This window comes from Xanthomonas hortorum pv. pelargonii, from assembly GCF_024499015.1.
Taxonomy (GTDB): Bacteria; Pseudomonadota; Gammaproteobacteria; order Xanthomonadales; family Xanthomonadaceae; genus Xanthomonas; species Xanthomonas hortorum_B.
The window spans coordinates 812,545-839,411 of record NZ_CP098604.1 but is presented as its reverse complement, the minus strand read 5'-3'; the positions used below and the strand labels follow the sequence as shown (position 1 = coordinate 839,411).

The following is a 26,867-nucleotide window of genomic DNA, read 5'->3' as shown; positions in this document are numbered from 1 at the left end:
TTTCGCTGGATACGGGCGTGGCATGCCTCAACCACGGCATGCTCGGTGCCTGCCCAATTGCAGTGCAACAGCGGCAAAGTGCGTTGCGTGCACAGATGGAGCGGCAACCGGCTGCATTCGTGCTCCGCGCGTTACCCGGCTTGCTCGATGACGCGCGGCAAGCCTTGGCCGAGCTGGTCGGTGCCGACCCGCAGGATCTGCTGCTGTTACCTAACGTCACCACTGCAATGAGCGCGGTGCTGCGCTCACGTACCTTCGCGCCTGGCGACCAGATTCTGACCACCGACCACGCCTATCTTTCCTGCAGCAATCTGCTGGATTTCATTGCGCGCAGCACCGGTGCCGAGGTGGTCCTCGCGCAGGTCGAGGTGCCGGTGCAACATCCCGATGAGATCGTCGACGCCGTGCTCGAGCAGGTCACCCCGCGCACCCGCCTGGCGGTGCTGGACCATGTCACCAGCCCGAGCGCGATCGTGTTCCCGATTGCCGTTCTGGTCGAGCGGCTTGCAGCGCTCGGCATCGACACATTGGTGGATGGTGCGCATGCCCCGGGCATGCTGCCGCTGGATGTCAGTGCCATCGGTGCAGCGTATTACGCCGGGGATTGCCACAAGTGGCTGTGCGCTCCGCGTGGTGCAGGGTTTTTGCACGTGCGCCGCGATCGGCAGGAGGGTTTGCATCCGCCGGTGATCAGTCGCGGCTACGGCGATGCAACGCAGGGCAGGCCGCGGTTGCATCTTGAATTCGATTGGCTGGGCACCGCCGATCCGACCGCATTGCTGTGCATTCCCGCTGCGATCGAATTTCTTGCCGGGTTGCTGCCCGGTGGGTTGCCGGCCGTGTACGCACGCAACCATGCACTGGTGACGCAGGCCGCAACGCGGTTGGCGCGGGCCTTGCCGCTCACGCGCCTGGCCCCGGATGCGATGGTGGGGAGCATGGTGGCATTCCAGCTGCCAGACGTTGCAAGCGACGCGCCCGACGCTGCAGCAGCGGCATTGCAACGCTGGCTCTACGACGCACATCGCATCGATGTGGCAGTGACGCCTTGGCCGCATCGAAGCAGCCGCACCTTGCGTATCTCGGCGCAGGTCTACAACACAGTGGAGGATTTCATGCAGCTGGAGACACCACTTGCGCGGTGCTTTGCCGCCGATGATAGGCCGCTGGACGATCAGCACCGCACTGCCGAGACGATGCGATGAACACGACAGGACTCGAAGACAAGCACGTGTTGATCACCGGTGGCGCCGGCGGCATCGGGGGAGTTGATCCGCGTGTTCGCAGAGGCATCCTGCCGGGTGAGCTTTACCCATCGGCCGGGCGAAGACAGCCGGCGCCGCGCGCTGGATCTGGTTGCCGCGTTTGGCAACGATCGCGTGCAAGCGCACGCGCTGGATGTCGGCGATCGGCAGAGCCACGCGGATTTCATGCAGGCCTTGAGCATGCCGGTGGATATTGTGATTCACAACGCCGGGGTCGGAACCAAGACCGTGGAGCGTGCGGCTGCCACCTACAAGGGAACAGGACGAGGCGTTCTTTCGCGTTAACACGATCGGCCCGTTGTGGTTGAGCGAGGATCTGATTCCGGGCATGCAGGCGCGCGGGCAGGGCAAGATTCTGTTCATGAGTTCGGTGGATGGTGGCATTACCCACTTTCCGCGCTTCCGTGCCGCCGATGGCATGAGCAAGGCCGCGGTTGCGTTTTTGGGCAGGCAACTCGCAGCCACGCTCGCCTTCACCGGTATCGACGTGTTCACCGTGTGCCCGGGTGCTACCGATACGCCGATGTTTCAAGCCAGCACCTTGAACGCGCTCTCGCCGGAACAACGGCAGGAACTGGAAGCCTCGCTGCCCGGTGGCCGTTTGATCGAACCAAGCGAGATTGCCGAGCTGTGTTTTTACCTTTGCCGCGATGAGGCACGCATCTTGCGCGGCGCCGTTATCGATGCATCGCTTGGCCTGGGTGTCTGCCCGGCCGTCATGGGATAAGGAACCTGCGCATGCCTGTACCGTCGAACAGTTTTTGGGAGCAGTGGCTCACTGCGCATCGTGCCAAGCCCGAGGCGTGCGTGACGTACTCGCTGTCGCCTTCGCCGCCGCTGCAGCAGTTTCTCTCGCAACTCGATCCGGCGCTGTCGCTGGACTGGTCGGGCGAGGATTACCAGGGATTGCCGAGCCTGCGCGAGCGGGTGCTGGATCAATACGGATATCGCCCCAGCTGCGGCGTGGACGATGTGCTGATCACCGCCGGCGCGCAGGAGGCCAATTACCTGGCGCTGACGCAGCTATTGGGCGCGGGCGACGAGTTCGTCATCGATGCGCCAGGCTGGCAACAGCCGCTGGTGCTGGCCGAGCAAATCGGTGCGATTCCCAGGCGCGTAGCACGCACGGAAGCAACCGGATGGGCGCTGGATATTGCACAACTCGAATCGCTGGTCACACCGAAGACCAAGCTCATCTTCCTGTGCAACCCGAACAATCCCACTGGACGTGTGGAAGATGCGCAGACACTGCAACGCATCATCGCCGCGGCAGATCGGGTCGGTGCGTACATCGTGTCCGACGAGGTGTATCGGGGCCTGGAGTGGATCGATCAGGAGACGCCGCGCATCGCAACGCTGTACGAGCGCGGTATCAGCACCGGTAGCGTGTCCAAATTACTGGGTTTGCAGGGCTTGCGGACTGGCTGGATGGTGACGCGCGACCGTGCGGTGCTCAATGCTGCGATGGTGCTGCGCGAAAACACCAGCGAGATCATGAACGTGCTGGGCGAGCGCGTGGCCGAAGTTGCCTTGCGACCGGAGCACTTCAATACGGCGGTGGCGCACTCGCGCGCCGTCGGGCGCGAACGGATCGCCTTGCTGGATCGCTTCGTCGTCGAACAACCTGCGCTGACCTGGACACCGCCGCAAGCCGGGCTGCTTGGGCTGGCACGATTGCAGTTGCCGATCAGCGCCGATGATTTCAGCAAGCAGCTGCTGGCGCCGCCGTACAACACGTTCGTGATGTCAGGCGCTGCGTATGCGTGCCCGCAGCATCTGCGGCTGGGAGCGGGTGGTGTGTCGTTGCCCGAGCTTGAGTTGGGGCTTGCACGGATGGCGCAGTTGTTGGCCGTCGTTGGATGAAGCCGATGGCTGCTTGATTGCACAAGTGTCTTGCGATCGTGGTTTGGTCAGAACACGGTGCCAACCTGCCAGGATCCTTTGCGCCGGAATCGGGGCTAGCCGGACGCCGCCTGCGATGCCATGCGCGCTCCAACTAGGTATCGCGGGGTCGGGCAATCAGCCGTCAAGCCACGAACGCTCGCTGCTTGCTTCGCACGCCCTCAACGCCAGCCGCACAGGGGCCTGCCCGTGCGCGGCTGCTTGCACACCCCTTGTTGCTTCGGGGAGGACTCTTTCGTCCTTGGAAAAGCTAAGATCGAGGACTTGTGCAAAGTTGGAGGCGCTAATGATCGACCGTCGTACCTTTCTTGCCACGGGTGTGGTAGCCGCTGCCGCCAGCTACAGCGCATCGGCGGCGCGTATCGCGCAGACGCCGCGCGCCAGCGGGCCGGCGCCGTGGGGTGCGCTGCCCAGCAAGCGACAGCTGCAGTGGCATCGGTGGGAGCAATACGCCTTCGTGCATTTTGCGATGAACACCTTCACCGACAAGGAATGGGGCTACGGCGACGAGGATCCGCGCAAGTTCGATCCCAGCGATTTTTCGGCCGATCAAATTGTCGCTGCCGCCAAGGCCGGTAATCTGAAAGGGCTTATTTTCACGGCCAAGCATCACGATGGCTTCTGCCTCTGGCCCACGCGCTTGACCGAGCATTGCATCCGCAACTCGCCCTACAAGGACGGCAAGGGCGACATCGTCGGCGAGATGGCTGCGGCGTGTCGACGCGCTGGCCTGGCATTCGGCATCTACCTCTCCCCTGGGATCGCAACCACGCCGAGTACGGCCGGCCCGGCTATGTCGACTATTTCCGCAAGCAGATCGTCGAACTCTGCACGAGCTATGGCGACCTGTTCGAGTTCTGGTTCGACGGTGCCAATGGCGGCGACGGTTATTACGGTGGGGCGCGCGAAACGCGCAAGATCGATGCGCCCGCGTACTACAACTGGCCACGGATGATCGAGCTGGTGCATCAGCACCAGCCGATGGCCTGCACCTTCGACCCGCTCGGCGCCGATATCCGCTGGGGCGGCAACGAGGATGGTATCGCAGGCGATCCGTCCTGGCCGACCATGCCCGATGCTCCGTACACCCAGGAAAACGGCAATTCCGGCGTGCGCGGGGCGGCGTTGTGGTGGCCGGCCGAAACCAACACCTCGATCCGCCCGGGCTGGTTCTACCATGCCGATGAAGACGGCAAGGTGCGCAGCCCGGAGAATCTGGTGCGCTATTTCGACACCTCCGTCGCGCGCGGCACCAACATGAATCTCAATCTTCCGCCCGACCGACGCGGCCGCATCGCCGACCACGACGTAGCGGTGCTGCAGAGTTTTGGCGACGCGATCCGCGCCAGCTTCGCCATCGATCTGGCCAAGGGCGCCAAGGCCAGCGCCAGCGCGTCGCGCGGTGCCGGATTCGAACCGGCGCGCGTGCTCGATCGCCAGCCGGACAGTTACTGGTCCACGCCGGACGATGTCACCACGCCGACGTTGACGCTGGAGCTGTCGGCGGTGCACAGCTTCGACCTGATCCGGCTGCGCGAATACCTGCCGCTGGGCGTTCGCGTCACCCGCTTCGCGGTCGAAGCCGAGATCGATGGACAATGGCGGCGGCTGGCCGAAGCGCAGTGCATCGGTGCGCAGCGAATCGTGCGGTTGGATCGTCCGGTCGCCGCGCGCCGTGTGCGCCTGGTCGTGCTTGAAGCGCCGGTGTGCCCGGCGATCAGCGAGTTCGCGCTGTTCCGCGCCGTGGCGCCAGTGCCGGTTGCGCGGCCAACGGCGAATGCGCCGGACGTGCTGTCCACCGCTGGCTGGCGCATTGTCGAGGCGAGCGCGCCAGGGGCAGAAAAATTGCTTGACGACGATGCCGGCACGGTCTGGATCACGCCCGCTCCCAAGCCGGGACATCCCGTGCAGGCGATCATCGACCTCGGTGCGCTGCGTCAGGTTGCCGGTTTCAGCCTCACGCCCTCGCGTACGGTGATGAACGGTGCGGCGCCGCCAAGGGCTATCGCGCCGAAACCAGCGACGATGGCCAGCATTGGCAGCCGGCCGGCGCCGGTGAGCTGGCCAATATCGCCTATGCGCTCTCGACCCAGCGCCTGAATTTCCCCGAGGTCCGCCAGATCCGCTACCTGCGGCTGTCGTTCGCGGAAACGGCAGTGCCCGCCGAGCGCCTGGCGATCGCGGGTATCGGCGCGTTCTCGCGCTTGCGATGAGCGCTTGCGCTCCTTAGCGGCCATACGCCGCGCGGGAGTGCATCGCTGGGGCGTGCCAGTGTCACGAGTTTGAAGATGCGTGAGGTGAGGCCCTTTGCGCAATCTACTGGCGACGATGATCTACGCGGTGATGCAGAGCCAGTGCCAAGGTGCCGATGGATGACCCCGGCTAGGGTTTGACGTCAGCGCATTGCCGAGGCCGATGCTGGCCGCGGCAATGCCGTAGTTCTCATCGCATCGCGCAGCGACTACTGCTTCTTCAAACCACCGACGCGCGCGATTTCGTGGCGTCTGCCTGCAGGCGCAGCGTAGCCGAGGTCAGCCCAGGCGCACTGGCCTCCAACACAAGGTCGCCAGCCTTGCGCGTGGTTTGCAGCAGCGCCGCACACAGCCCATTGAATGCCTTGCGCTGCGCTGCCTTGTCGTCCTCATGGCTACTGGGGTCGCCGTTGCCGACGCCGATCAGTTTGCCTGCGCCGCGTAAAGAGAATTGCACCAGCGTATCGGCGGTGGGAACGACGCGGCCCTGTGCATCGACAATTTCGACCTTTACCACCGCCACGTCTTCGGCATCGGCGCGCAATGCGTTGCGATCGCAACTCAAGCGGATTGCAGCCGGCTTGCCGACCGTCTCGCGACGTTCGGTGAGCACCAGCTTGCCGCCGCGATAGCCGCGCGCTTCGATCACGCCCGGCGCATAAGCCACGCGCCATTCCACATGCCCGTAGGCGGGCACCTGCTGCAGGCCCTGGCTGACGCCGTTGACCAGCAGTTCCACCGCGTCGAGATTGCTATGGCACCAGACGGCGACGCGGCCTTTGTCGTCGGGCTGCAGCAGGCCGTCCCAGTTCCAATGCGGGAACACGTGCAGCACCGGCTCGCTGGTCCATTGCGCGCGGTAGTACCAGTAGTTGTCCTTGGGAAAGCCGCAGCTGTCGAGCACGCCGAATTGCGAGGCGACATTCGGCCAACGGTTATACGGTGTGGGTTCGCCGCGGTAGTCGAAGCCGGTCCAGATGAAGCCGCCAGCGATGTACGGTCGCTGCGCGACGTAGCTCCACCAGGCTTCGGCAGTGCTGGCCCACCACGGGTGGTCGGTGTCGTAGGCGCGTGTGTAGCCGCGGCTATCGTCGCGCTGGTAGTTGCCGCGCACCGACACGGTGCTGCCGGTTTCGCTGCCGTAGATCGGAATGTTCGGGTATTGCGCGTGGAAGCCGTCCATCTGGCTGGTGCGGTAGTTGAAGCCCACCACATCGACGACTTGCCCGACGCCATCGCCGAAGCCCTTGTCCATCGCAAACGTGGTGGGGCGGGTGGGGTCGAGTTGACGCACGCGTTGCTGCATGCGGCTCACGATCCGTGCGCCACGCTCGGTGACCTGCTGCGGCTCTTCGTTGCCGAGCGACCACAGGATCACGCTGGGATGATTGCGCCCGCGCCTTACCATCGTCTCCAGTTCGCCCATCGCTTCCGGGTCGGTGGACATGCGCCGGGTTTCTTCGATGACGAACATACCGAGGCGATCGCATAGCGCGAGCAGTTCGGGCGTGGCTGGATTGTGCGAGCTGCGATAGGCGTTGCAGCCCATCGACTTGAGCTGGCGCAGGCGCCACTCGTGCAGGCTGTCCGGGATGGCGGTGCCGACGCCGGCATGATCCTGGTGGTTGTTGGTGCCATGCAGTTTGAGCGGTGCACCATTCAAGAGAAAGCCGCGTTGCGCATCGAAGGCAATGCTGCGTACGCCGAACGGCGTCACTAGCGCATCGACCGCGTTGCCGTCACTGTGCACGCTGGTGGTGAGGCTGTAGAGCTGCGGAGTTTCGATCGACCACAGCGCGGCTTGGCCGAGCGGCACGGTTTGTTCGACAACCTGCACCTGTCCCGGTGCAACGGTGACCGCTGCACTGACCGCTTGTGCGACGACGCGCCCATCCGGTGCAGTGACACGTGCTTGCACGGCGCACTGGCGCGGGGCGATGCCGTCGTTGCGGACTTCGGTGGACACCTGCGCGGTTGCGTTGTCGCCTTGTACGGTGCTGCGCACGAACACGCCGTCCTGCGGCAGATGCAGCGAGTCGGTCTTTTGCAGCCACAGATGCCGATAGATGCCGGCACCTTCGTAGAACCAGCCTTCGCCCAGCGTGGCATCTACGCGCACGGCAATGAGGTTGGGCTTGCCGTAGTCGAGCACTTCGCTGAGGTCGACCTCGAAGCCGCAATAGCCGCTGGCATTGCGCCCGACGATGTGGCCGTTGCAGAACACGATGCAGTCGCGGAACACGCCGTCGAACACCAGGCTGATGCGCTTGCCTAAATCGCTTGCGGGAATCTGCAGCGTGCGGCGATACCAACCCACGCTGTGTTCCGGAAAGCTTGTGCCCAGCGGTTTGTAGCCGTGCGCGGCGGCCGGGTCTTCTTCGGTGATGGTGGCGGAGATCGGTTCCTGGCGGAAGGGCAGGGTGACGGCCCAATCGTGCGGAAGATCCAGCAGTTCCCAGGCACTGTCGTCGAAGGCGAGCTGCGCGGCGGTGGCGGTGTCCTTGCCGGCCTTGGCAAAGGTGCGCTGGAAGGTGCCGAACTCGAAGTCGCGCGACGCATCGCTGGCATGGCCGAGATGGAAGCGCCAGCCGAAGTCGAATAACAGACGTTCGCGCGGTGCCAGCGTTGCATCGCCAAGCGCGCCAAGCGGCATGGCGTTCTTATCTACGGCTGGCGCTGCACCGGCGATGGCGGGCACTAACGCACCGGCTGCGCCGACGGGGAGAGCGGCGCTTACTCCGCTTGCCAGCATGCCGCGCAGCAGCTCGCGGCGATTGATGCCGGTCATGGCTGTGTCCTCTTGCTGGCGTCGGCAGCTCGGTCTTGTTTGGTCGAAGCAGGGTTGCCTGTTGCCCGCTTGCGCGATGCAGGCACGCCCGTATACGGGTGGCGCATGAAATCGATCGCCGGCAACATTTCATTGCCGTGCTTGAAATCGAAGAAGCTGGCGTTTTCCCACGACGAGCCGGTGCCCCATCGCGTCTTGCAGCTGCTGCTGGTCCATGCCGGTTCCCAATACACCACGCCGGCGCCGCCGGTGTCGATCACCAGCTGGGTGAGATCGATCATGTACTTGGACTGGCCTTGCGGTGTGGCCGGGTAACCGGGAATCAGCGAGTCCTGGCCGAGCAGATTGTGCGAGGTGTCGCCGGACTCCAGCGTCCACGGGTAGGCGGTTTCCACCACCACCACATCGGCATCAAAGCGGCCGCGCAGGCGCTTGATGGTCTTGCCCAGCTCGGCCATCGATTGGGTCGACCATTTGCGGTAGTAGCTGATACCGATCAGGTCGTAGTCGGTAACGCCGGCCTTGGTGGCGGCTGCAAACCACGGCTCCACATTTTCCGGCTGGGCGATATGCAGCATCACCCGTGGCTTGATCGCCGAGCGTGCGCTGATGTCACGCACCGCCTTGATGCCGGCGTTGAACAGTTTGGCATTGCGCTGCCAGTTGATGGGGCGCTTCTTGTCCCAGGGAATGCTGTCCATCAGATCGGAATTGCTTTCGTTGCCCACCTGCACCAGTTCCGGCATTAGGCCGGCACGGTCGAGCGCGCTGAGCGTGTCGTAGGTGAAGCCATACAACGTGCGCGCCAGCTCATCGGTGTCGGTGATACTGGCCCAGGCCTTGGGAATCAGCTGTTTTTCGCCATCGGCCCAATCGTCGGAGTAGTGCAGGTCCAGCAAGACCTGCATGCCTTGCGCGCGTGCACGCGCGATGGTCTTCTTGACGTCGGACAGGTCGCTGTAGCGGGTCCAGCGTGCGTCGTTCCACAGCCGCACACGTACCAGATTGGCACCGTGGGCGTGGAAGAGTTCGAACGGGTCTTTGACCACGCCGTTCTCGCGGTACTGCACACCGCACTCTTCCATCTCGTTGACGTAGGACAGGTCCGCACCGAGATACAACGTGGCGGGGGCCGGGGCGGCGTGTGCGAAGGTGGAGATGGCCAGCGCGAGTAGCGCGGGCGTCCAGAGACGGCGTGTAGAGCGCATGCAATTCCTCGACGGAAAACGTGGAGCGGCTGACAGCATGCCGCATGGGGCCGTGCTGTCGTGTGGTGTGTGCGCGGAATCAGAACGTCGATGACAGATCCGATTCCGCGCATGCACCGCACCTGTGTAGCGGTTACGCAGTAAGGGTGTCGGCCGCGCTTAGAACTTGTAGCTGGCTTCTAGCGCATACCGACGGCCGAACACCTGGTAGCCGCCGTCGTCCTGATTGGCCAGACGATTGGGCTTGTTGTCGGTGTAGGCGCGCAGCGGTTCGTTGGTGAGGTTGCCGGCCTGGAAGCGGAAGCTGAGCTGCTTGCTGTACTGCCAGTTCAGGCTTAAGTCCACCGTGCCTTCGCTCTGCAAACGGGCAAGACGCGCCGCATTCCAGCCGTACACCACGGTGTAGGGGCTGTGGTACTTGTAACCCACACGCGCCTCGAAGCTGCCGTTGCTGTACCAAAGATCGAAGGTGCCAGTCTTGCGCGCCAGGCCGCTCAGCGGCAACGGGTTGTCGACCGGCGAGAATTCCTTGAGGTTGGAATCGACCAGCGAGAAGTTGGAATAGACGCCGAAGTTTTCCATGTGCGGGATGAAGTAGAACGGCGTCTGGAAGGTGAGCTCCACACCGTTGATATGTCCGCCGCCGCCATTGAACGGTGCGCTGACCAGGTAATCCAGGCCGTTGATCACTTCACGGTCGGTGCGGTAGCCGATGCTGGAATCCACTTCCTTGCGGTAGACCGCAATCGCCGCGAGCGCTTCCTTGTGGAAGTACCACTCGTAGGACACATCGACCTGGGTGGCCTTGAACGGATCCAGCTGCGGGTTGCCGCCGCTGCCGGTGAGCTGGCCGACGGTGACATTGGGGTCGTCCAGACGACGGCCGGTGCGCAGCTCGTCCAGCGGCGGACGCGCGATGACCTTGGCCACTGCAAAGCGCAGGATGCGCTGATCGTCGATCAGGAAGTTGACCGTCGCACTGGGCAAGACGTCGGTGTATTCCTTACTGTCGGTGCTGGCCTGCACGGTGGTGCCGACCGAATCGAAGCCGTCGCTGGTGGTCTTGGTGTTGACCAGGCGCACGCCGATATTGCCGGTGACATCGGTGCCGAACACCTGCGAGCTGAACACCGCTTTGGCGAAGGCTTCGCGCACGTCTTCCTTGACGTTCCAGTGGTCGAGCAGTTGTTCGTCGAGCGTGCTCGGATCGAAGCCGCCGAAGCCGATCTCGGCGATGGCAGCCATGTTGCCGCCGGTCAGCGTGGGCACGTTCAAGTCCGGCATGGTCACCGGATAGATCAGGCCCTGATACGCAGAAATCGGTTGGTCGTAGCCGGATTGATTGCTGATGAAGCGGCGGTTCTGCTTTTCGCGACGCGCGGCGCGTACGCCGAATTCCAGCGAGGTGAAGGCCGCTGCATCGACCGCGCGGCTGGCGTTGAGCGCGAGCGCGGCGATCTTGTCGCGCAGCGCCTGCGGCTCGGTCTGGCCGGCGATGCCGTATTCGGGCGTGTCCGAGCTGGTGCTGATGGTGGGGGTGACGCTACGGCGGAAATCGAACGAGACAGTGTCCGGATTGCTGCCGAAGCGCACCGCCTGCCAGGTGTTGTCGCGCTTGGCCTGCGAGAACGACAGGTCGCTGCCCAGCGTCCACACATCGCCGTTCCACTTGGCGTTCAAGCCGCCGGCGGTGAGCGTCTTGACCTCGTTGTAGTGGCTGACCACATGGTCGACCTGCAGGTTCGAATTGGCCAGCGTACCGGCGACCACATCGCCATCGACGATGGTGTAGGACGAGCCAGGCGTGGTGTACGGATTGGCACCGGTCGAAAAGGTGCTGAAAGCCAGCCCGTTGAACCAGTTCTGCAACTGGTCTTCGTCGATTTCGATCCGCGAATACAGGCCGTCGAACTTCAACTCGAAGTTGCCCGAGCGCCATTGCACCGTGCCCATTGCACCGGTGCGGGTCTGGTCGGTCAGCTTGAGCTGGTCGGCCGCGCCGAATGGCGTGGGATCCACGGTGCCGTCACCATCCACATCGCGCGAGGTGGTGGCATCGGTGTAGCCCCAGCTGCCGATCGAGGAGTTGGAGTTCTTCTGCTTCTGATAGGTGGCGCCCAGCGCAACCGCCAGGTTGTCGTTGATCTTGTGCACCCAGCTGGCGCCGAAGCGGTTGCCCCACGGGGTGTAGCCGTCCACGTCCTTGGCGTGGTCGTAGAACACCGGGCCGGCGGTGCCGACGAAGCCCGGGCCGGTGTAGTCCAGCGGGCTGATGGTGGAGATGTCCACCGTTGCGGCAAGGCCACCGGCCACCAGATCCGCCGACTGGGTCTTGTAGACCTTGACGGTGGAGACGATCTCGGTGGGGAACACTTCCCAACGCACCGCGCGGTTAGGCTCGGACGAGGCGATCTCGCGCCCGTTGACGGTGCCCATGGTCATGCGCGGGCCCAGGCCGCGCACGGTGGCCAGGCTCTCGTTGCCGCGGTCGCGGGTGCCGTTGACGCCGGGCAGGCGCACCAGCGCTTCGGCCACGGTGACATTGGGCATCTGGCCCATGTTGTCGGCGGAGATCACTTCCATGACGTGATCGGACATCTGCTTGGCCTGCACGGCCTGATTCAGGCTGGCGCGCTGGCCGATCACGGTGATGTTGTCGAGCGTGACCGGTGGCGGCGCGGCGGCGCTGTCGCTGGCCGGCGCTGCGGCAGGCGCAGGCGCGCTGTCCTGAGCGTGCGCACTGAACGCGCTGGCCAGAACGAAGGCGATGGTGGTGCAGAGGACGTCGCGCGCAGGGGTGCGGCGCAGGCGCCGGCTGGCCGAGTGGCCGGTGTGGTGAACGGGCATCGTTTGATCCCTCCCAGGATAAAGTTACCGAATGGAGATGGTGGCCGTTGCTGCGGCCGTCTGGCGCAGGGGCGCTTCTGGCGCATCCGCGCGGGCATGACTGAGGTGGTGCGGTACTGCGGTGTGAAGCACGGTTCGTTTGCGCGACGCTTTAACGATCATCGAGCGATCGCGTTGGCGTCCCCCTGTCCTGCATGTGTCCGCTTCAGGGTAGAAGCGCAAGCCATTCCATTCCAATGAAGCATTTTGCGTGAGCTATCTCACGTTGGAATGCTGCAGTGCAGCGATAGCGAATGGCCCGTCACAGTTGCGGCGTAAGTGGCGACACGGCCACCAAAGGTTGCACTGGAGCGCATGCGCAGCCTTGTCTGCTGCCTAGCGCGTGCTGGCAGGCAATCGAGGCAATGCCGGGAAGGCACGCTGCACGCAGTCGCTGCGCTCGCAGGTCAGGCAGCCCGGGCCGATCGGCACCGCATCGTCCACCGCATCCAGGTCCCAGCCGCGCGCATACACCAGTTGATCGGCATGGCGCAGGTCGCAGCCCATCGCCAATGCAAAGGTCTTGCGCGGGCGGCCGTAACCGGGCGCGCCGCTGCTGACCTGGCGCGCAAGCCAGAAATAGCGGCGGCCATCGGGCATGCGCGCGATCTGGGTCAGGATGCGGTCGGGCTGATTGAAGGCTTCGTAGACGATCCACAGCGGGCAGGCGCCGCCGACATGCGAGAAGTGGAAATCGGTGGCCGAGTGGCGCTTGGACACATTGCCGGCGCGGTCCACCCGCATGAAGAAGATCGGCAAGCCGGCCGCACCGCGCCGTTGCAAGGTGCTGAGCCGGTGGCAGACTGCCTCGAAGCCCACATCGAAACGATCGGCCAGCCATTCGATGTCGTAGCGGCAGGCCTGCGCGCTGTACAGAAATTCGCCATACGGCATCACCAGGGCGCCGGCGAAATAGTTCGACAAACCGATGCGCGACAACGCGATGCGCTCGGCATCTTCGAATCCGGCATCGGCAATGCGCGCCTCCAGCAGCGGCGCACACTCCAGCAACGCCAACTGCGCCGCCATCTGGAAGGCCTGCTGGCCGGGGCGCAGATGCGCAGGCAGCCACAGCACGCGCGCCTGCGTATCCACGCTGCGTTTGTCGCTGAGCAGGTCGGTGGCGTCCTGCACCAATAAGCCATGGCGATCGGCCAGGCGTTGGCGCAGCCGCAGCGCAAGGTTGTCCGGGGTCAGCCCGAGTTCGGCATACAGCGCTTCGGCGCGCTCATCCAGTTCGGGCAGGTAGTTGTGCGCGCGATTGAAGTAATCGCGCACCTGCTCGCCGGGCGACAGCGAGGGCAGTGCGGCGTGGTCGGCACCGATCTGCAGTTCCAGTGCGGCATTGCGCTCGAGCAGATGCCGATGGGCGCGGTGCAGATCCAGCAGTGCCTGCGCCACCTGCGGCAGATTACCGGTGAGCACGCGCAGCTCGGCGGCCGACAGGCTGTGGCCCAGGCTGCGCAGCGATTCGTCCAAGGGTTCCACCAGCGCGGCGGGGTCGTCCAGGTCCAGCAGGCCTTCGAGGTCGCCCAGGGTGGCCTTGAGCCGCTGCTGGATCGCCAGCGTCAACGGGCGCTGGTTGCGCTCGATCTGGTTGAGATAGCTCGGCGACAACGCCAGCCGGCGCGCCAGTTCGGCCTGGGTCAGGCCGTGGCGCTGGCGCAGCCGCTGCAGGCGCAGGCCGAGCTGGTGGCGCAGAGGTGGCTGCGTGTGTGGCATTCGCAAGATTCGCAAAATTATGCCGCCAGCTTAGCGCGATTAAGCAATTGGCGGCTGGGAATGCCAGCGAGGGGTGCGAACAATGCGAAGCATCTGCATCGACCCTTCTGCGAGCGAACCTGCAATGAGCGAATCCGTCCCCCGCGTGTCCCTATTGATCGATGGCGAATTTGTGGTTTCCGACAGTTCGCACTGGCAGGACGTGGTCAACCCGGCCGACCAGTCGGTGCTGGCGCAGGTGCCGTTCGCCACCACGGCCGAAGTCGACGCCGCAGTGGCCGCCGCCAGCCGTGCCTTTGTCAGCTGGCGCAAGACGCCCATCGGCACCCGCGCGCGTGTCTTCCTCAAATACCAGCAACTGATCCGCGAACACATGCCCGAGCTGGCCGCGCTGCTGAGCGCCGAGCAGGGCAAGACCCTGGCCGATGCCGAAGGCGATGTGTTCCGCGGGCTGGAGGTGGTGGAGCACGCCGCGGCGATCGGCAATCTGCAGCTGGGCGAGCTGGCCAACAACGTCGCCAACGGCGTGGACACCTACAGCCTGTTGCAGCCGCTGGGCGTGTGCGCCGGCATCACCCCGTTCAACTTCCCGGCGATGATTCCGCTGTGGATGTTTCCGATGGCCATCGCCACCGGCAACACCTTCGTGCTCAAGCCCTCCGAGCAGGATCCGATGGTGACCATGCGGCTGGTGGAGCTTGCGCTGAAAGCCGGCATTCCCAAGGGCGTGCTCAACGTGGTGCACGGCGGCGAAGAGGTGGTCAACGCGCTGTGCGACCACCCCGAGATCAAGGCGCTGTCGTTCGTCGGCTCGACCAAGGTGGGCACGCACGTCTACCGGCGCGCATCGCTGGCCGGCAAGCGCGTGCAATGCATGATGGGCGCCAAGAATCACGCCGTGGTGCTGCCGGACGCCAATCAGGAACAGACCCTCAACGCGATGGTTGGTGCCGCTTTTGGTGCCGCGGGCCAGCGTTGCATGGCGGCATCCACCCTGGTGCTGGTGGGCGAGGCGCAGCAATGGATTCCGGCGCTGGTTGCCAAGGCCAAGGCCTTGAAGCTGGGTGCGGGCAATGCGCAGGGCACCGACGTGGGCCCGCTGATTTCCTGCGCCGCACGCGAGCGTGTGGAGAGCCTGATCGCCTCCGGTGTGGAGCAGGGCGCCACGCTGGAACTGGATGGTCGAGCGCCGACCGTACCTGGGTTCGAACAAGGCAATTTCGTCGGCCCGACGATCTTCTCCGGCGTCACGCCGGGCATGCGCATCTACGACGAAGAAATCTTCGGCCCCGTGCTGGTGATCCTGGGCGCAGACACGCTGGACGACGCGATTGCGCTGGTCAACGCCAATCCCAACGGCAACGGCACCGCGTTGTTCACTCAGTCCGGTGCTGCCGCGCGCCGTTTCCAGGAAGACATCGACGTGGGCCAGGTCGGCATCAATGTGCCGATTCCGGTGCCGGTGCCGCTGTTCTCGTTCACCGGCTCGCGTGCCTCCAAGCTCGGCGACCTGGGCCCGTACGGCAAGCAGGTGGTGATGTTCTACACCCAGACCAAAACCGTCACCGCGCGCTGGTTCGACGACCAGACGCTGGGCCATGGCGTCAATACCACCATCTCTCTCAAGTGATCCGATCGCCATGAATGCAGCCATCCAGCTACACCCCAACGCGGCCGATTTGAACGACGAGCAGGAGGCCTTCCGCGCCGCCGCGCGCGACTTCGCCGACAAGGAGCTCGCACCGCACGCCGCGCGCTGGGATGCGGAAAGCTACTTTCCGCGCGAGGCGATCGCCAAGGCGGCGGAGCTGGGATTTTGCGGGCTTTATACCGATGAAGGCGTGGGCGGCCTGGGCATGCGCCGGCTCGATGCGGCTGTGGTGTTCGAAGAACTCGCCACGGTCGATCCGTCCACCTCGGCCTTCATCAGTATCCACAACATGGCCACCTGGTTGATCGCCAGTTACGGCAACGACACGGTGCGCGCGCAGTGGGGCGAGGCGATGACCAGCGGTACCAAGCTGGGCTCGTATTGCCTGACCGAGCCTGGTGCCGGCTCGGATGCGGCATCGCTCAAGACACGCGCACAGCGCGACGGCGACAGCTACGTGCTCAACGGCAGCAAGGCCTTCATTTCCGGCGCCGGTGCCACCGATGTGCTGGTGGTGATGGCCCGCACCGGCGAAGACGGCGCTCGCGGCATCAGTGCCTTCGTGGTGCCTGCCGATGCGCCGGGCATCGGCTACGGCCGCAAGGAAGAGAAGATGGGTTGGAACAGCCAGCCCACGCGCGGTGTGAGCTTCGAGAACGTGCGCATCCCAGCCGACAATCTGCTTGGCAAGGAAGGCGAGGGCTTCAAGATGGCGATGAAGGCGCTCGACGGTGGCCGCATCAATATCGCGGCGTGTTCGCTGGGTGCGGCGCAAGGCGCACTGGACGCGGCGCGGCGCTACATGGGCGAGCGCCGTCAGTTCGGCAAGAAACTGGCCGATTTCCAGGCACTGCAGTTCAAGCTGGCCGATATGGCCACGCAGTTGGTGGCAGCGCGGCAGATGGTGCACACCGCGGCGCGCAAGCTCGATGCCGGCAGTCACGATGCCACCGTGTGGTGCGCGATGGCCAAGCGCTTTGCCACCGATGCCGGCTTTGCGATCTGCGACGACGCCTTGCAGATCCACGGTGGCTACGGCTATATCCGCGAGTACCCGATCGAGCGCTTGCTGCGCGACAGCCGCGTGCATCGCATTCTGGAAGGCACCAACGAGGTGATGCGCATGATCATCGCGCGCCATCTGCTCAACGGCGAGGAGGAGCTGCGATGAGTGCTTGGGAAGGACGCGTGCATAGCGGGCTGCAGGTCGAGCGCGATGGGCATGTGGCCATCGTCACGTTGAGCAACCCGCCGGCCAATACCTGGACCGTGCACAGCCTTGCAGCCCTACGCGATCTGGTACACGCGCTGGATGCCGACCGCAGCATCTACGCCTTGGTGATCACTGGCGAGGGCGAGAAGTTCTTCAGTGCCGGCGCCGACCTCAAGCAGTTTGCCGATGGCGACAAGGCCGCTGCACGCGAGGCCGCGCGTCGCTTCGGCGAAGCGTTCGAGGCCTTGAGCGCCTTCCGTGGCGTGTCGATTGCCGCCATCAACGGCTATGCCATGGGCGGCGGCCTGGAATGCGCGCTGGCCTGCGACCTGCGCATTGCCGAGCAGCAGGCACATCTGGCGCTGCCGGAAGCCAGCGTCGGTTTGCTGCCGTGCGCGGGTGGCACCCAGAACCTGCCGCGCCTGGTCGGCGAGGGCTGGGCCAAGCGCATGATCCTGCTGGGCGAGCGTATCGATGCCGCCACCGCGCACCGAATTGGCCTGGTGGAAGAGGTGGTGGGCAAGGGCGAATCGCGCGCGCTGGCAGTTGCATGGGCGCAGCGTGCCGGCAAGCAGAGCCCGGTGAGCGTGGCGGCCTGCAAACGCCTGGTGCAATCCACCCGCCATGGCACGCACGCTGCGGCCTTGGTTGCCGAGCGCGAGGCCTTTGTCGACCTGTTCGAGCAAGCCGATCAGGCCGAGGGCGTCGCGGCATTCCTCGAGAAGCGCACGCCGCAGTGGAGCAATGGCTGATGGTGGATGTCAACGCAACTGAAGAGGCACCGGTGCTGTTCGAGCAACGCGATTGCGCGGACGGGCATCGCATCGGCATCGCCACCCTGAATTCGCCCAAGACGCTCAATGGCTTGTCGTTGCAGATGACGCGCCTGCTGGATGCGCAGCTGCGCCTCTGGGCCGACGATGCGCAGATCGCCTGTGTGGTGTTGCGTGGCGTCGGCGAGAAAGCGTTTTGCGCTGGCGGTGATCTGCATGGTCTGTATCAGAGCATGCGCGCGCATCGCGATGCGGTGCCGGATGCGCAGGAACGCATCGGGCAACCGCAAGGCAATGCGCACGCCGCTGCGTTCTTCGAAGAAGAATATCGGCTCGATCATCGCATCCATACCTATCCCAAGCCGCTGCTGTGTTGGGGCCACGGTATCGTCATGGGCGGCGGCATCGGCCTGATGTCCGGCGCCAGCCATCGCGTGGTCACCGAGCGCTCGCGTCTGGCGATGCCGGAGATCAGCGTCGGCTTGTTTCCCGATGTCGGTGGCAGTTGGTTGTTGCGCCGCGTGCCGCACGGCGCCGGCCTGTTTCTCGCATTGACCGGCGCACCGCTCAATGCCAGCGACGCCATCTACGCGGGTCTGGCGGATGTGCGTCTGGAACATGCGCAATATGCCGCCGTGCTGGATGCTTTGAGCGCGCACGCCTGGACGGGCAATGTGCCGGACGACCGCGGCCAACTCAGTGCGTTTTTGCACGGCATTGCGCAAGCTCTGGAGCCCGGCCCCTTGCAAGTGCATGCGGCCTTGATCAAACAACTGGTGGCGGGCGACACGCTGGAAGAGGTGGTCGCTACGATCCTGGCACTGCAAAGCGAAGACGCCTGGCTGCAAGCCGCACGCGCAACGCTCGCAGCTGGCGCGCCCAGTTCCGCGCGACTGGCCTGGGAGCTGCAACGTCATCCGGCTACAAGCACCCTGGCCGACACCTTCCGCACCGAATACGTGGCGGCGCTCCATGTCGCCGCACATGGCGACTTTGCCGAAGGCATCCGCGCGCTGCTGATCGACAAGGACCGCCAGCCGCAATGGCAACCGGCCTCGCTGGAAGAAGCGGATACGCAGTGGGCTGCTGCATTCTTTCAATCGCCCTGGCCAGCCGCAGAGCACCCGCTTGCCGATCTTGCTGTACGTGAAGTCGGTGAACGCTGAGTGGCTGGCAAATGCGGTTGATGGCTAGCGCAACGCGCACGCGGCGGGGGAATCGCAAGGTTCGCATTGGCACCGGCAAGCCTGAAGTTTGCGACAGCCGCCTTGCGATCCAGCCGCCAATCCATGACCGCACTAACTATTGATGATCGTTCTAACCTGGAAACCGACACCATGAGCAAGATCGCCTTTATCGGCCTGGGCAATATGGGCGGGCCGATGGCTGCCAACCTGATCAAGGCCGGGCACCAGCTACGCGTCTTCGATCTGGTGCCCGCCGCACTGGACGCCGCCGCCGCAGCCGGCGCGCATGCCGCCGGCTCGGCGCACGACACCTTGGCCGATGCCGAGATCGTGATCTCGATGCTGCCGGCCAGTCGCCATGTCGAAGGACTGTACTTCGGGGAGGCCGGCATTCTGGCGCAAATTCCCGAAGGTGCCTTGGTGATCGACTGCAGCACTATCGCACCGGTCACCGCGCGCAAGGTCGCCGCCGCAGCGCAGGCGCGTGGCCTGGCGATGCTGGACGCGCCGGTTTCTGGCGGTACCGCGGGCGCGGCGGCCGGCACGCTGACCTTCATCGTCGGCGGTGCAGCCGAGACGCTTGAGCGCGCCCGCCCAGTGCTGCAGGCAATGGGCAAGAACATCTTCCACGTTGGCGACAGCGGCGCCGGCCAGGTCGCCAAACTGTGCAACAACATGGCGCTGGGCGTGATCATGGCGGCCACCGGCGAGGCACTTGCGCTCGGTGTCGCGCAAGGGCTGGACCCGGCGGTGCTGTCGCAGATGATGGCGGTCAGCACCGGGCGCAGCTGGGCCACCGAAGTCTGCAATCCCTGGCCGGGCGTGTTGCCCAACGCACCGGCTTCGCGCGGCTACAGCGGCGGTTTCGGTAACGACCTGATGCTCAAGGATCTGGGGTTGGTCGCCGAATCCGCAGTGCAGGCGGGCGTGTCGATTCCGCTCGGCGAGCTGGCGCGCAATCTTTACGCGATGAACAGCCAGGCCGGTAACGGTGCGCTGGATTTTTCCAGCGTGATCAAGCTGGTGGCCAAGGTTTGAGAGTGGCTAATAGAGCTACTACGCCCACCACCAGGTGGGCGTCGCCGGCGTTGTAACTCGCATCCGTCTTGATGTAACTCGCATCCGTTTTGATAGGTGATTGAACGGGTATGCGTCGGGTGCAGAGCGGATGATTTGCGGCTTGGCTGCGAGGCCCTTGCCCGGCCACCATCGCGGTACACGCCGAAAGGCAGAGCGGCTGATCTGTGGCTTGGCTGCGAGGCCCTTGCCCGGCCATCATCGCGGGACACGCCGCAAGGCAGAGCGGCTGATCTGTGGCTTGGCTGCGAGGCCCTTGCCCGCCCAGCGTCGCGGGACACGCCGTAAGGCAGAGCGGCTGATCTGTGGCTTGTCTGCAGGGCCCTTGCCCGCCCACCATCGCGGGACACGCTGCAAGTACGTCCATGTAAGCTCTTACGCGGCATCCATGCCGCGTAAGGTCCCGCGACGGTGAGCGGGCAAGGACCAGTCGAGAGTGTCGGTGTGCATGGTTGCAAGCAGGGCAAGCAGTGCGGCCGTCCGATGATGTGCGGTCTGATCGGCTCCTCTCGATCCGAGCAATGTCACTGCCACTGCCGACATCACTCCACTCACCAACGAAGGCAGTGTGGCCAGCACGTTGCCGCCATCGCTGCGGCGTTCGAGAACTTTTGTTAGCCGCTCCAAGTTGCCACCCGGCCTGTGGGCAATAAGGCACATCACCGCGCCCACGTGATGTGATGTCATCACGCCCAGGTGTAATAGTCTCCGCCATCGCGTGCGCCTAAGGTGCGCGGATCGCACGAGGCCACCGCATCCATGGGACACGACCACAACCACGCACCTAGCGAGATCCGCCACGAGAAGCCGTTGTGGTGGGCGCTCGCACTGACCGCCACCTTCCTGTTGGCGGAGGTCATCGGCGCGTTCATCACCAACAGCCTGGCGCTGCTGTCCGACGCCGCGCATATGGCCACAGACACCGTCGGCCTGATGATCGCGCTGGTCGCGGTGCGGTTGAGCCGACGCCCTGCCGACGCGCGTCGCACCTATGGCTATGTGCGTCTGGAGGCGCTCGGTGCGCTGGCCAATGGCGCGCTGTTGTTCGCAGTCGGCGCCTACATCCTGTGGGAAGCCGCGCAACGCTTCCGCGCACCGCAGGATATTTCCTCCAGCGGCATGCTGCTGATCGCCGGCTTCGGCCTGGTGATCAATCTGATCGCGATGAAGCTGCTGCACGCCGGCAGCGGCGAGAGCCTCAACGTCAAGGGTGCCTATCTGGAAGTCTGGAGCGACATGCTCGGCTCGGTGGCGGTGATCATCGGCGCGCTGCTGATCCGCTGGACCGGCTGGCAGTGGATCGACCCGGTGCTGGCCGTGCTGATCGGCCTGTGGGTGCTGCCGCGCACCTGGGTGCTGCTGCGCGAAGCGATCAATGTATTGCTGGAAGGCGTGCCGAAAGGCATCGATCTGCCCCAGGTACAGCAAGCGCTGAGCAGTTATCCCGGCGTCGAAGATGTCCACGACCTGCACGTCTGGGCGCTGGCCTCCAGCACTCCCGCACTCACTGCACACGTGGTGGTCAGCGAAACCACCGACCGCGACCGCCTGCGCGAGGCGCTCGGTGAACTCCTGCACGAGCGCTTCGAGATCACTCACGTCACTCTGCAGGTGGAAAGCGGCGACTGCGGCACCGAGCCGTGCGGGACGCCAAGCGCGTCGAAAGAGGCTGCGGAGCACGAACACCAGGGGCACGCGCACTCTCACAGCGGCCACTCGCACTGATGCGTTGTTGCGGGGCATAAGCATCCTGAAGCGGTGCCGCTGGCAGGTCGTCGCTCACAGCAGCGTGTGCAGGTCGCGCACAGGCAACGTGCTACGTAGCAGCCTGGCTGTTGCGATGCCGCTCAAGCCGTATGATCGAGCCGGGGAAGGCTGACAGGCTGCGGGTGTCATGGCGGTACAGATCGAACAGACCAACGAACAGATCGCCGCGCTGATCGCCGAGGCAGGTGCAGCGGCGTCGGCGGGGCAATGGCAACAGGCCGAGCAGTTATGGGCACAGGTGCGTCAACTGGCGCCTGCGCATCCGCAAGCCTTGTATAGCCTGGGCGTGCACGCCTATCAGCGGGGCGACACAACGGCAGCGTTGGAGTATCTGAGCGGCGCACGCGCAAGCAGCCCAGGCGACCCGATGATCGTGCTGACCATTGCGGTGGTGAAGCAGGCGCAGGGCGACCTGGATGGCGAGTGGCAGGCCATCAGTACCGCCTTGGCGCTGGATGCCTACTTCCTGCCCGGCCTGCTGGCCAAGGCGGCGTTTTTGGAAGCGCGCGGTCGCCCACGTGCAGCCGCCGCGGTCTATCGCGATGCTTTGAAAGTGGCACCGCCAGAACCGCAATGGCCGGCGGTGTTACGTCGCAAGCTAGCCCTTGCCAAGCAAGCGGTGGAACAGGACACGCTGGAACTGGAAACGCAGTTGCGGACCTTGCTTGCGAGCCCAAGTGCAGCGGTGGATGCAGCGCTACAGGGACGCTGGGACGAGGCCGCAGCGATCGCCTGCGGGCGCAGTCGCCCCTTCCATTCCCAATCCAACCGCCTGTATGTGCCGCGATTGCCGGCCTTGCCGTTTCATGCAACGGAAGCCTTACCGTGGATCGATGTGGTGCAGGACCAGACCGACGCAATCGCACAGGAGTTGCATGCGGTGATGCACGACGATCAACGCGGATTCGCCCCTTATATCGCCTACGCGCCTGATCAGCCGGTCAATCAATGGAAAGACCTCAATCATTCGCCTGCGTGGAGTTCCTATCCGCTCTGGGCCCATGGCAAGCCGGTGCAGGAGCATCTCGTGCGGTGTCCCGCCACTGCAGCCGCATTGTCATTGGTCGACGCCGCGCAGATCGACGGCGTGTGTCCCAACGCGATGTTTTCGGTGCTGGCGCCGCAGACCGTCATTCCGCCGCACCATGGCGAAACCAATGCGCGTCTGATGGCGCATCTGCCGTTGATCGTGCCGGAGGGCTGCAGTTTTCGCGTGGGTTATGACTGGCGGCGCTGGGAGGTCGGCAAGGTGCTGGTGTTCGACGACTCGATCGAGCATGAGGCGCGCAACGAGAGTTCTCGGGTGCGCGTGGTACTGATCTTCGATATCTGGAACCCGCTGCTGACCCAGGAAGAGCGCAGCATGGTCAATGCCATGGAGACCGCCATCGCGCGCCACCGCGCTGGTTGAAGACAGCTAGGTTCAATCGGCAAGCGTCATGCCGGCTTGGGCAAGCGCGGCGCGCAAAGGAGAAAGTTGCGCAGCGTAGTGTCGCCAGCGTCCAGACGCATCCGCATGCAAGGGGCGACGCACCTGCCAGTAGCTGGCGGTTCTCACTGCGCCACCTGCAAGGTGAAAGTCCAGGCAGTCCGGTTCCCACGGCAACTGCAGAAAGTCCAGCAATGCGCGCAAGGTCGGTTCTGGCGCGGCGACGAATGCGTCATAGTCGAAGGTGTGGATGCTGTCTGGATACAGCGACAGCCAGTGCTCCATCAACCGTTGATAGTGCGCATAGAAATGGCCGATATTCTCCAGCCGACCCGCATAGCCAAACCCGTGCGGATTGAGCTGCTGCATAAAGATCGACAGCCCGTTGTCCAGTGGATGGCGACGCGTGTGCACGATCCTGGCGGCAGGAAACAGCTGCTTGATCAAACCGATCAGCTGGAAATTATCCGGTCGCTTGTCGGTGATATAGCGCAGGCGTGCCTGCTCGGGAACGGCAGCTGCCACACGTTGCCGATAGCGTGTTGCCAACTGCGCCAGGGTTTGAGCGGGCAGCGCATGTGCGGCTTGCGGAAACGGCGACAGCGACTGTGCAACCAGCCGTGGCAGCGCATCCAGTTCACCGCCCGCAGCAATGCAGGGATGGCGCGATAAGGCCTGTTCGATCAAGGTGGAGCCGGAGCGGAACATGCCGCAGATAAATATCGGAGACACCGTGTCGTGCTCAGCAACCTGCGGCAGCGGGGTGGTCGCGTCACCGGCTGCGGCAAATACCTTCGCGATGTGGTCGAAATGCTGTTGTGTCCGGAGCGGGTCGTAGCGCCTTGCCTGTGCATGAGCATGACGATTGCCAGCGCTTGCTGCGTCGAATGCGCGTGCGTGCAGACCGAGACGGTCGTAGGCGTGGGCCAGCGCATGCAGCAAGCTGGCGACAAGCTCCGGATCCTGGTTGGGTGCCGAGACTGCCTGCCCGAGGGTGAGCAGGCGAACGTCCTCGGCGTGGGTAGGCGGCTCCAGATGCAGCAGGCGTGCAGTGGCTTGCAGTTGCAGCGCGTGCGTAGCGGCGTCGGTATCGACAAGAGCGACAAGTCGGCAATAGGCTGTAATCGCCTGATCGCGTGCGCCCAGTTCCTCGTGCAGATTGCCCAGATTGAGCAGCGCCGGAGCGTAGTCGGGCCGGCAGCGCAGCGCCAGGTCGAGTTCGCGCAACGCCGCCGCCTCCTGATGGAGATGGTCGCTGTAAAGTGCGGCGCGATTGAGGTGGATCTGCTCGGGCGATGTCGCGCCACAGAGCAATGCCTGCGCATAAGCGTCCAGCGCACCGGAGGCGTTGCCGGTCCGGCGCAACAAGTATCCCAGGTTGTACCAGGCATCGGCCGAGCGCGGCTGTGTCTGCAGCACGCGCTGATACGCCACGATCGCCTGCTGCAACTGGCCCTGCTGCAGTAGTTGTGCGGCCTGCTGCAACGACATGTTCAAGGCGTATTCCCGGGCGGCGGTGCGTCAGTTCAGACCCGCAGCTTAGATGGCGCTCGCAGCCTGTTCAATCGATGCCAGGCAAAACAGTGCCGGCCTGTCTCTCCACCGCCGTCCGGTTGCCTTGTATGCTCAGGCGCAATCGATGATTGAAGATGCGCAAATGCACAAGCGGAGATTGTATGGGCTGGCAATCATGTGCTGCACATGGGCTGTGGTGGCTCAGGAGGCTCCAACGCATCGATGCGCGTCGGTACTCGAGCCATTGCCGCGGCTGGCCTGTTATGACGCCAGCTTCCCGCCAGCGCAGGCCGTGCGGGCCGTAGAGGCCAGCAGGGGCGTGCGCGAGTTTGGCCATAGCGCAGATAAAGTATCTGCTGCTGCTGTGGCGAGACGGTCGTCGCCTGCACAACTGAGCGCAACGGTGCTTGCAGTGACCTATCAGGCAGATGGCACCCGCACGGTGTCTCTTGATACGCACCAGCGCTGGGCATTGACAGAAGCAAGCAGCCGCGGCCATTTGGCCGAAGGTGATGTGATAGTGCTTCGCAAGGCGGCAATGGGCAGTTACATGCTGGTGACCGCTGCCGGCGTGACGCTGCGCGCGCGTCGTATCGACTAGCCGGATGACCGGCCACAGTGCACCAAACAGGGAGAATGGATTGACTGAGACACAACTGCGCGCCCTCTTGCGCGACGGATATCAATTGCTGCGTCAAGGCCGTTATGCCGACGCAATTGCTCTGGCCGATCGCGCCTGCGCAGACCAGCCTGACAACGCGCACCTGCTCGAATTCGCAAGCGAAGCCCGGTTGGCCAACGGTGATCCACACGCTGCAGCCGAGTGCATCGCCAACGCTGCAGCGGTGGCATCGTCGCCACTTCCCTTATTGATCAAATATGCCAGCCTGCTGATACAGCTGCGCCGTCGCCGTGAGGCGACGTTGGTCGCGCGTCAAGCGCAGGCGCTGGCAGCAGCGGATGGCAACGCGTGGTGGCGGATCGGCGCGCTGTACAGTGGCTGCCAGGACGTGGCCGCAGCCCGTGACGCGTATCAGCATGCGCTGACGCTGCTGGGGGACCAGCCCTCCTTGCTGTACGACCTGGCGACCATGCAGTTCTTCGGTGGCGAATTCGATGCCGCCGAGGTCACCGTGGAGCGGCTGTTGCAACTGGCCCCAAATGCTGGCGATGCGCTGTACCTGCGCGCCACGCTCCGGCGGCAGACCGGGCAGCACAACCATCTGGACGATCTGCGTCACCGGCTGGCAACCACGCTATCGGAGCCATCTGCCAGGGCCGCAGGCCTGTACGCCTTGGCCAAGGAACTGGAAGATCTTGGGCAACATGCACAGTCCTTCGAAACGTTGACGGCAGCAGCGGCATGCAAGCGCAAGACCTTGCAGTACGACGTGACCGCCGAGTGTGCGCATATCGCTGCGGTGCGCCAAGCCTATGCTGCGGATGCCCTACGCACGTTGCGGCCGGGTCACGACGGTGAGGGTGTGATCTTCATCGTCGGCCTGCCGCGGTCAGGCACCACCTTGTTGGAACGACTGCTCATACAACGCGGCGGCGCGCGCTCTGCAGGCGAATTGATGGATTTCGGAGCAGTTCTTGGAAGCGCCACCTCTGGCGTGATGGCGAGCAATCCCGGCCTGACAGCGGCGCAGGCATCGCTGAAGATCGATTTCGCAGCAGTCGGCAAAGAGTATCTGCGCGGCGCTCGCGAAGTGGTGCATGACCATCCGGTACTCATCGACAAAATGCCGGTCAATTACCTTTACTGCGGCATGATTGCGACCGCGCTGCCGCGAGCGCGCATCATCCATCTGGTGCGCGATCCGCTGGACACGTGCTATGCAATGTACAAGACCCTGTTCTATAACGCGTATCCGTTTTCATACGCGCTCGATGAGCTTGGCGACTATTACCTCGCGTACCAGCAGACCATGCGCCACTGGCACACGGTACTGCCCGAGAAAATTCTCGATGTGCATTACGAAGATCTGGTGCGTGATACCGAGCATCAGATCACGCGGGTGCTGACGTGGTGCGGACTTTCATCGAATGAAAATACGTCCGAATTTAAGGACGTGGCGTTTGTCACTGCCAGCGCTGCGCAGGTGCGTGGCGAGGTCCATCAACGGTCGGTGCACAGTTCTCGGCGGCATTTGAATGAGCTCGCTCCGTTAATGAAGCGGCTTCAAGCGGCGGGTGTGAGCGTGTCTTGAGTTTCAGATTTTCGGGATT

The 26,867-nt window shown here is 64.2% G+C and carries 18 protein-coding genes and 1 pseudogene; 14 read left to right on the top strand and 5 right to left on the bottom strand.

All coding sequences use genetic code 11. The features are described from left to right. Positions 1-17: 17 nt before the first annotated feature. The 5 genes and pseudogenes from NDY25_RS03685 to NDY25_RS03665 all read left to right on the top strand — a co-directional run bounded on the left by NDY25_RS03685 (position 18) and on the right by NDY25_RS03665 (position 5,380). Positions 18-1,205 (top strand): aminotransferase class V-fold PLP-dependent enzyme, encoded by a 1,188-nt coding sequence (locus NDY25_RS03685; protein ID WP_256627778.1) that lies wholly within the window; start codon positions 18-20, stop codon positions 1,203-1,205. Between the two features lie 72 nt (positions 1,206-1,277). Beyond that, a complete protein-coding gene (locus tag NDY25_RS03680) occupies positions 1,278-1,550 on the top strand; it encodes a Rossmann-fold NAD(P)-binding domain-containing protein (protein ID WP_256627777.1) in 273 nt (90 codons plus the stop codon). 13 nt (positions 1,551-1,563) lie between these two features. Then, on the top strand, positions 1,564-1,992 hold the full coding sequence (locus NDY25_RS03675) for an SDR family oxidoreductase (protein WP_256627776.1): 429 nt from the start codon (positions 1,564-1,566) through the stop codon (positions 1,990-1,992). A gap of 11 nt (positions 1,993-2,003) precedes the next feature. Beyond that, positions 2,004-3,128 carry an aminotransferase class I/II-fold pyridoxal phosphate-dependent enzyme gene (locus NDY25_RS03670; RefSeq protein WP_168958304.1) on the top strand — a complete coding sequence of 375 codons (1,125 nt, stop codon included), beginning with the start codon at positions 2,004-2,006 and terminating at the stop codon, positions 3,126-3,128. Between the two features lie 325 nt (positions 3,129-3,453). Beyond that, positions 3,454-5,380 (top strand): annotated as a pseudogene (locus NDY25_RS03665) (alpha-L-fucosidase). Positions 5,381-5,639: 259 nt separating this feature from the next. Here NDY25_RS03665 and galA read toward each other — a convergent pair. From galA to NDY25_RS03645, 4 genes are all read right to left on the bottom strand, one after another. After that, entirely contained in the window at positions 5,640-8,207 is a 2,568-nt protein-coding gene (gene galA / locus NDY25_RS03660) for a beta-galactosidase GalA (protein ID WP_168958306.1), read from the bottom strand. Then, entirely contained in the window at positions 8,204-9,415 is a 1,212-nt protein-coding gene (locus NDY25_RS03655; RefSeq protein ID WP_168958307.1) for a glycoside hydrolase family 53 protein, read from the bottom strand. Before NDY25_RS03655 ends, galA begins: the two co-directional genes overlap by 4 nt. A 159-nt stretch (positions 9,416-9,574) precedes the next feature. Further along, positions 9,575-12,262, bottom strand: coding sequence for a TonB-dependent receptor (locus NDY25_RS03650; RefSeq protein WP_256627775.1), 2,688 nt, complete (start codon positions 12,260-12,262; stop codon positions 9,575-9,577). A 375-nt stretch (positions 12,263-12,637) separates the two neighbouring features. Then, complete coding sequence (locus tag NDY25_RS03645) at positions 12,638-14,023, bottom strand: helix-turn-helix domain-containing protein (RefSeq protein ID WP_168958309.1); 1,386 nt, start codon at positions 14,021-14,023, stop codon at positions 12,638-12,640. Positions 14,024-14,147: 124 nt separating this feature from the next. Between NDY25_RS03645 and NDY25_RS03640 the strand changes: the two genes are divergently transcribed. From NDY25_RS03640 to NDY25_RS03610, 7 genes are all read left to right on the top strand, one after another. Further along, complete coding sequence (locus NDY25_RS03640; RefSeq protein ID WP_168958310.1) at positions 14,148-15,653, top strand: CoA-acylating methylmalonate-semialdehyde dehydrogenase; 1,506 nt, start codon at positions 14,148-14,150, stop codon at positions 15,651-15,653. A 10-nt stretch (positions 15,654-15,663) separates the two neighbouring features. Then, positions 15,664-16,845, top strand: a complete 1,182-nt coding sequence (locus NDY25_RS03635; protein WP_168958311.1) for an acyl-CoA dehydrogenase family protein — start codon at positions 15,664-15,666, stop codon at positions 16,843-16,845. Next, positions 16,842-17,639, top strand: a complete 798-nt coding sequence (locus NDY25_RS03630) for an enoyl-CoA hydratase (RefSeq protein ID WP_168958312.1) — start codon at positions 16,842-16,844, stop codon at positions 17,637-17,639. Before NDY25_RS03635 ends, NDY25_RS03630 begins: the two co-directional genes overlap by 4 nt. Then, a complete protein-coding gene (locus NDY25_RS03625) occupies positions 17,624-18,826 on the top strand; it encodes an enoyl-CoA hydratase/isomerase family protein (protein ID WP_180336550.1) in 1,203 nt (400 codons plus the stop codon). Before NDY25_RS03630 ends, NDY25_RS03625 begins: the two co-directional genes overlap by 16 nt. Before the next feature lie 156 nt (positions 18,827-18,982). Continuing rightward, positions 18,983-19,885, top strand: coding sequence for a 3-hydroxyisobutyrate dehydrogenase (mmsB, locus tag NDY25_RS03620; RefSeq protein WP_168958385.1), 903 nt, complete (start codon positions 18,983-18,985; stop codon positions 19,883-19,885). A 798-nt stretch (positions 19,886-20,683) separates the two neighbouring features. Next, positions 20,684-21,649 (top strand): cation diffusion facilitator family transporter, encoded by a 966-nt coding sequence (locus NDY25_RS03615; RefSeq protein ID WP_168958314.1) that lies wholly within the window; start codon positions 20,684-20,686, stop codon positions 21,647-21,649. 169 nt (positions 21,650-21,818) lie between these two features. Next, complete coding sequence (locus NDY25_RS03610) at positions 21,819-23,102, top strand: aspartyl/asparaginyl beta-hydroxylase domain-containing protein (RefSeq protein ID WP_168958315.1); 1,284 nt, start codon at positions 21,819-21,821, stop codon at positions 23,100-23,102. A gap of 12 nt (positions 23,103-23,114) precedes the next feature. Here NDY25_RS03610 and NDY25_RS03605 read toward each other — a convergent pair whose 3' ends face one another. Continuing rightward, the gene (locus NDY25_RS03605) at positions 23,115-24,617 is read right to left on the bottom strand and encodes a tetratricopeptide repeat-containing sulfotransferase family protein (protein ID WP_168958316.1); all 1,503 of its coding nucleotides are present in this window, start codon (positions 24,615-24,617) and stop codon (positions 23,115-23,117) included. Positions 24,618-24,759: 142 nt separating this feature from the next. Between NDY25_RS03605 and NDY25_RS03600 the strand changes: the two genes are divergently transcribed. After that, the gene (locus NDY25_RS03600; protein WP_425526357.1) at positions 24,760-25,236 is read left to right on the top strand and encodes a hypothetical protein; all 477 of its coding nucleotides are present in this window, start codon (positions 24,760-24,762) and stop codon (positions 25,234-25,236) included. Positions 25,237-25,276: 40 nt separating this feature from the next. Next, complete coding sequence (locus tag NDY25_RS03595; protein ID WP_168958317.1) at positions 25,277-26,848, top strand: tetratricopeptide repeat-containing sulfotransferase family protein; 1,572 nt, start codon at positions 25,277-25,279, stop codon at positions 26,846-26,848. The last annotated feature ends 19 nt before the right edge of the window (positions 26,849-26,867 follow it).

Bases quoted from the DNA above. Each gene is read 5' to 3' on its own strand.
- galA (WP_168958306.1), bottom strand. From the start codon at position 8,207: ATGACCGGCATCAATCGCCGCGAGCTGCTGCGCGGCATGCTGGCAAGC.
- NDY25_RS03635 (WP_168958311.1), top strand. From the start codon at position 15,664: ATGAATGCAGCCATCCAGCTACACCCCAACGCGGCCGATTTGAACGAC.
- NDY25_RS03630 (WP_168958312.1), top strand. From the start codon at position 16,842: ATGAGTGCTTGGGAAGGACGCGTGCATAGCGGGCTGCAGGTCGAGCGC.
- NDY25_RS03640 (WP_168958310.1), top strand. From the start codon at position 14,148: ATGAGCGAATCCGTCCCCCGCGTGTCCCTATTGATCGATGGCGAATTT.
- NDY25_RS03645 (WP_168958309.1), bottom strand. From the start codon at position 14,023: ATGCCACACACGCAGCCACCTCTGCGCCACCAGCTCGGCCTGCGCCTG.
- NDY25_RS03655 (WP_168958307.1), bottom strand. From the start codon at position 9,415: ATGCGCTCTACACGCCGTCTCTGGACGCCCGCGCTACTCGCGCTGGCC.
- NDY25_RS03650 (WP_256627775.1), bottom strand. From the start codon at position 12,262: ATGCCCGTTCACCACACCGGCCACTCGGCCAGCCGGCGCCTGCGCCGC.
- NDY25_RS03600 (WP_425526357.1), top strand. From the start codon at position 24,760: ATGATTGAAGATGCGCAAATGCACAAGCGGAGATTGTATGGGCTGGCA.
- NDY25_RS03670 (WP_168958304.1), top strand. From the start codon at position 2,004: ATGCCTGTACCGTCGAACAGTTTTTGGGAGCAGTGGCTCACTGCGCAT.
- NDY25_RS03610 (WP_168958315.1), top strand. From the start codon at position 21,819: ATGGCGGTACAGATCGAACAGACCAACGAACAGATCGCCGCGCTGATC.
- NDY25_RS03615 (WP_168958314.1), top strand. From the start codon at position 20,684: ATGGGACACGACCACAACCACGCACCTAGCGAGATCCGCCACGAGAAG.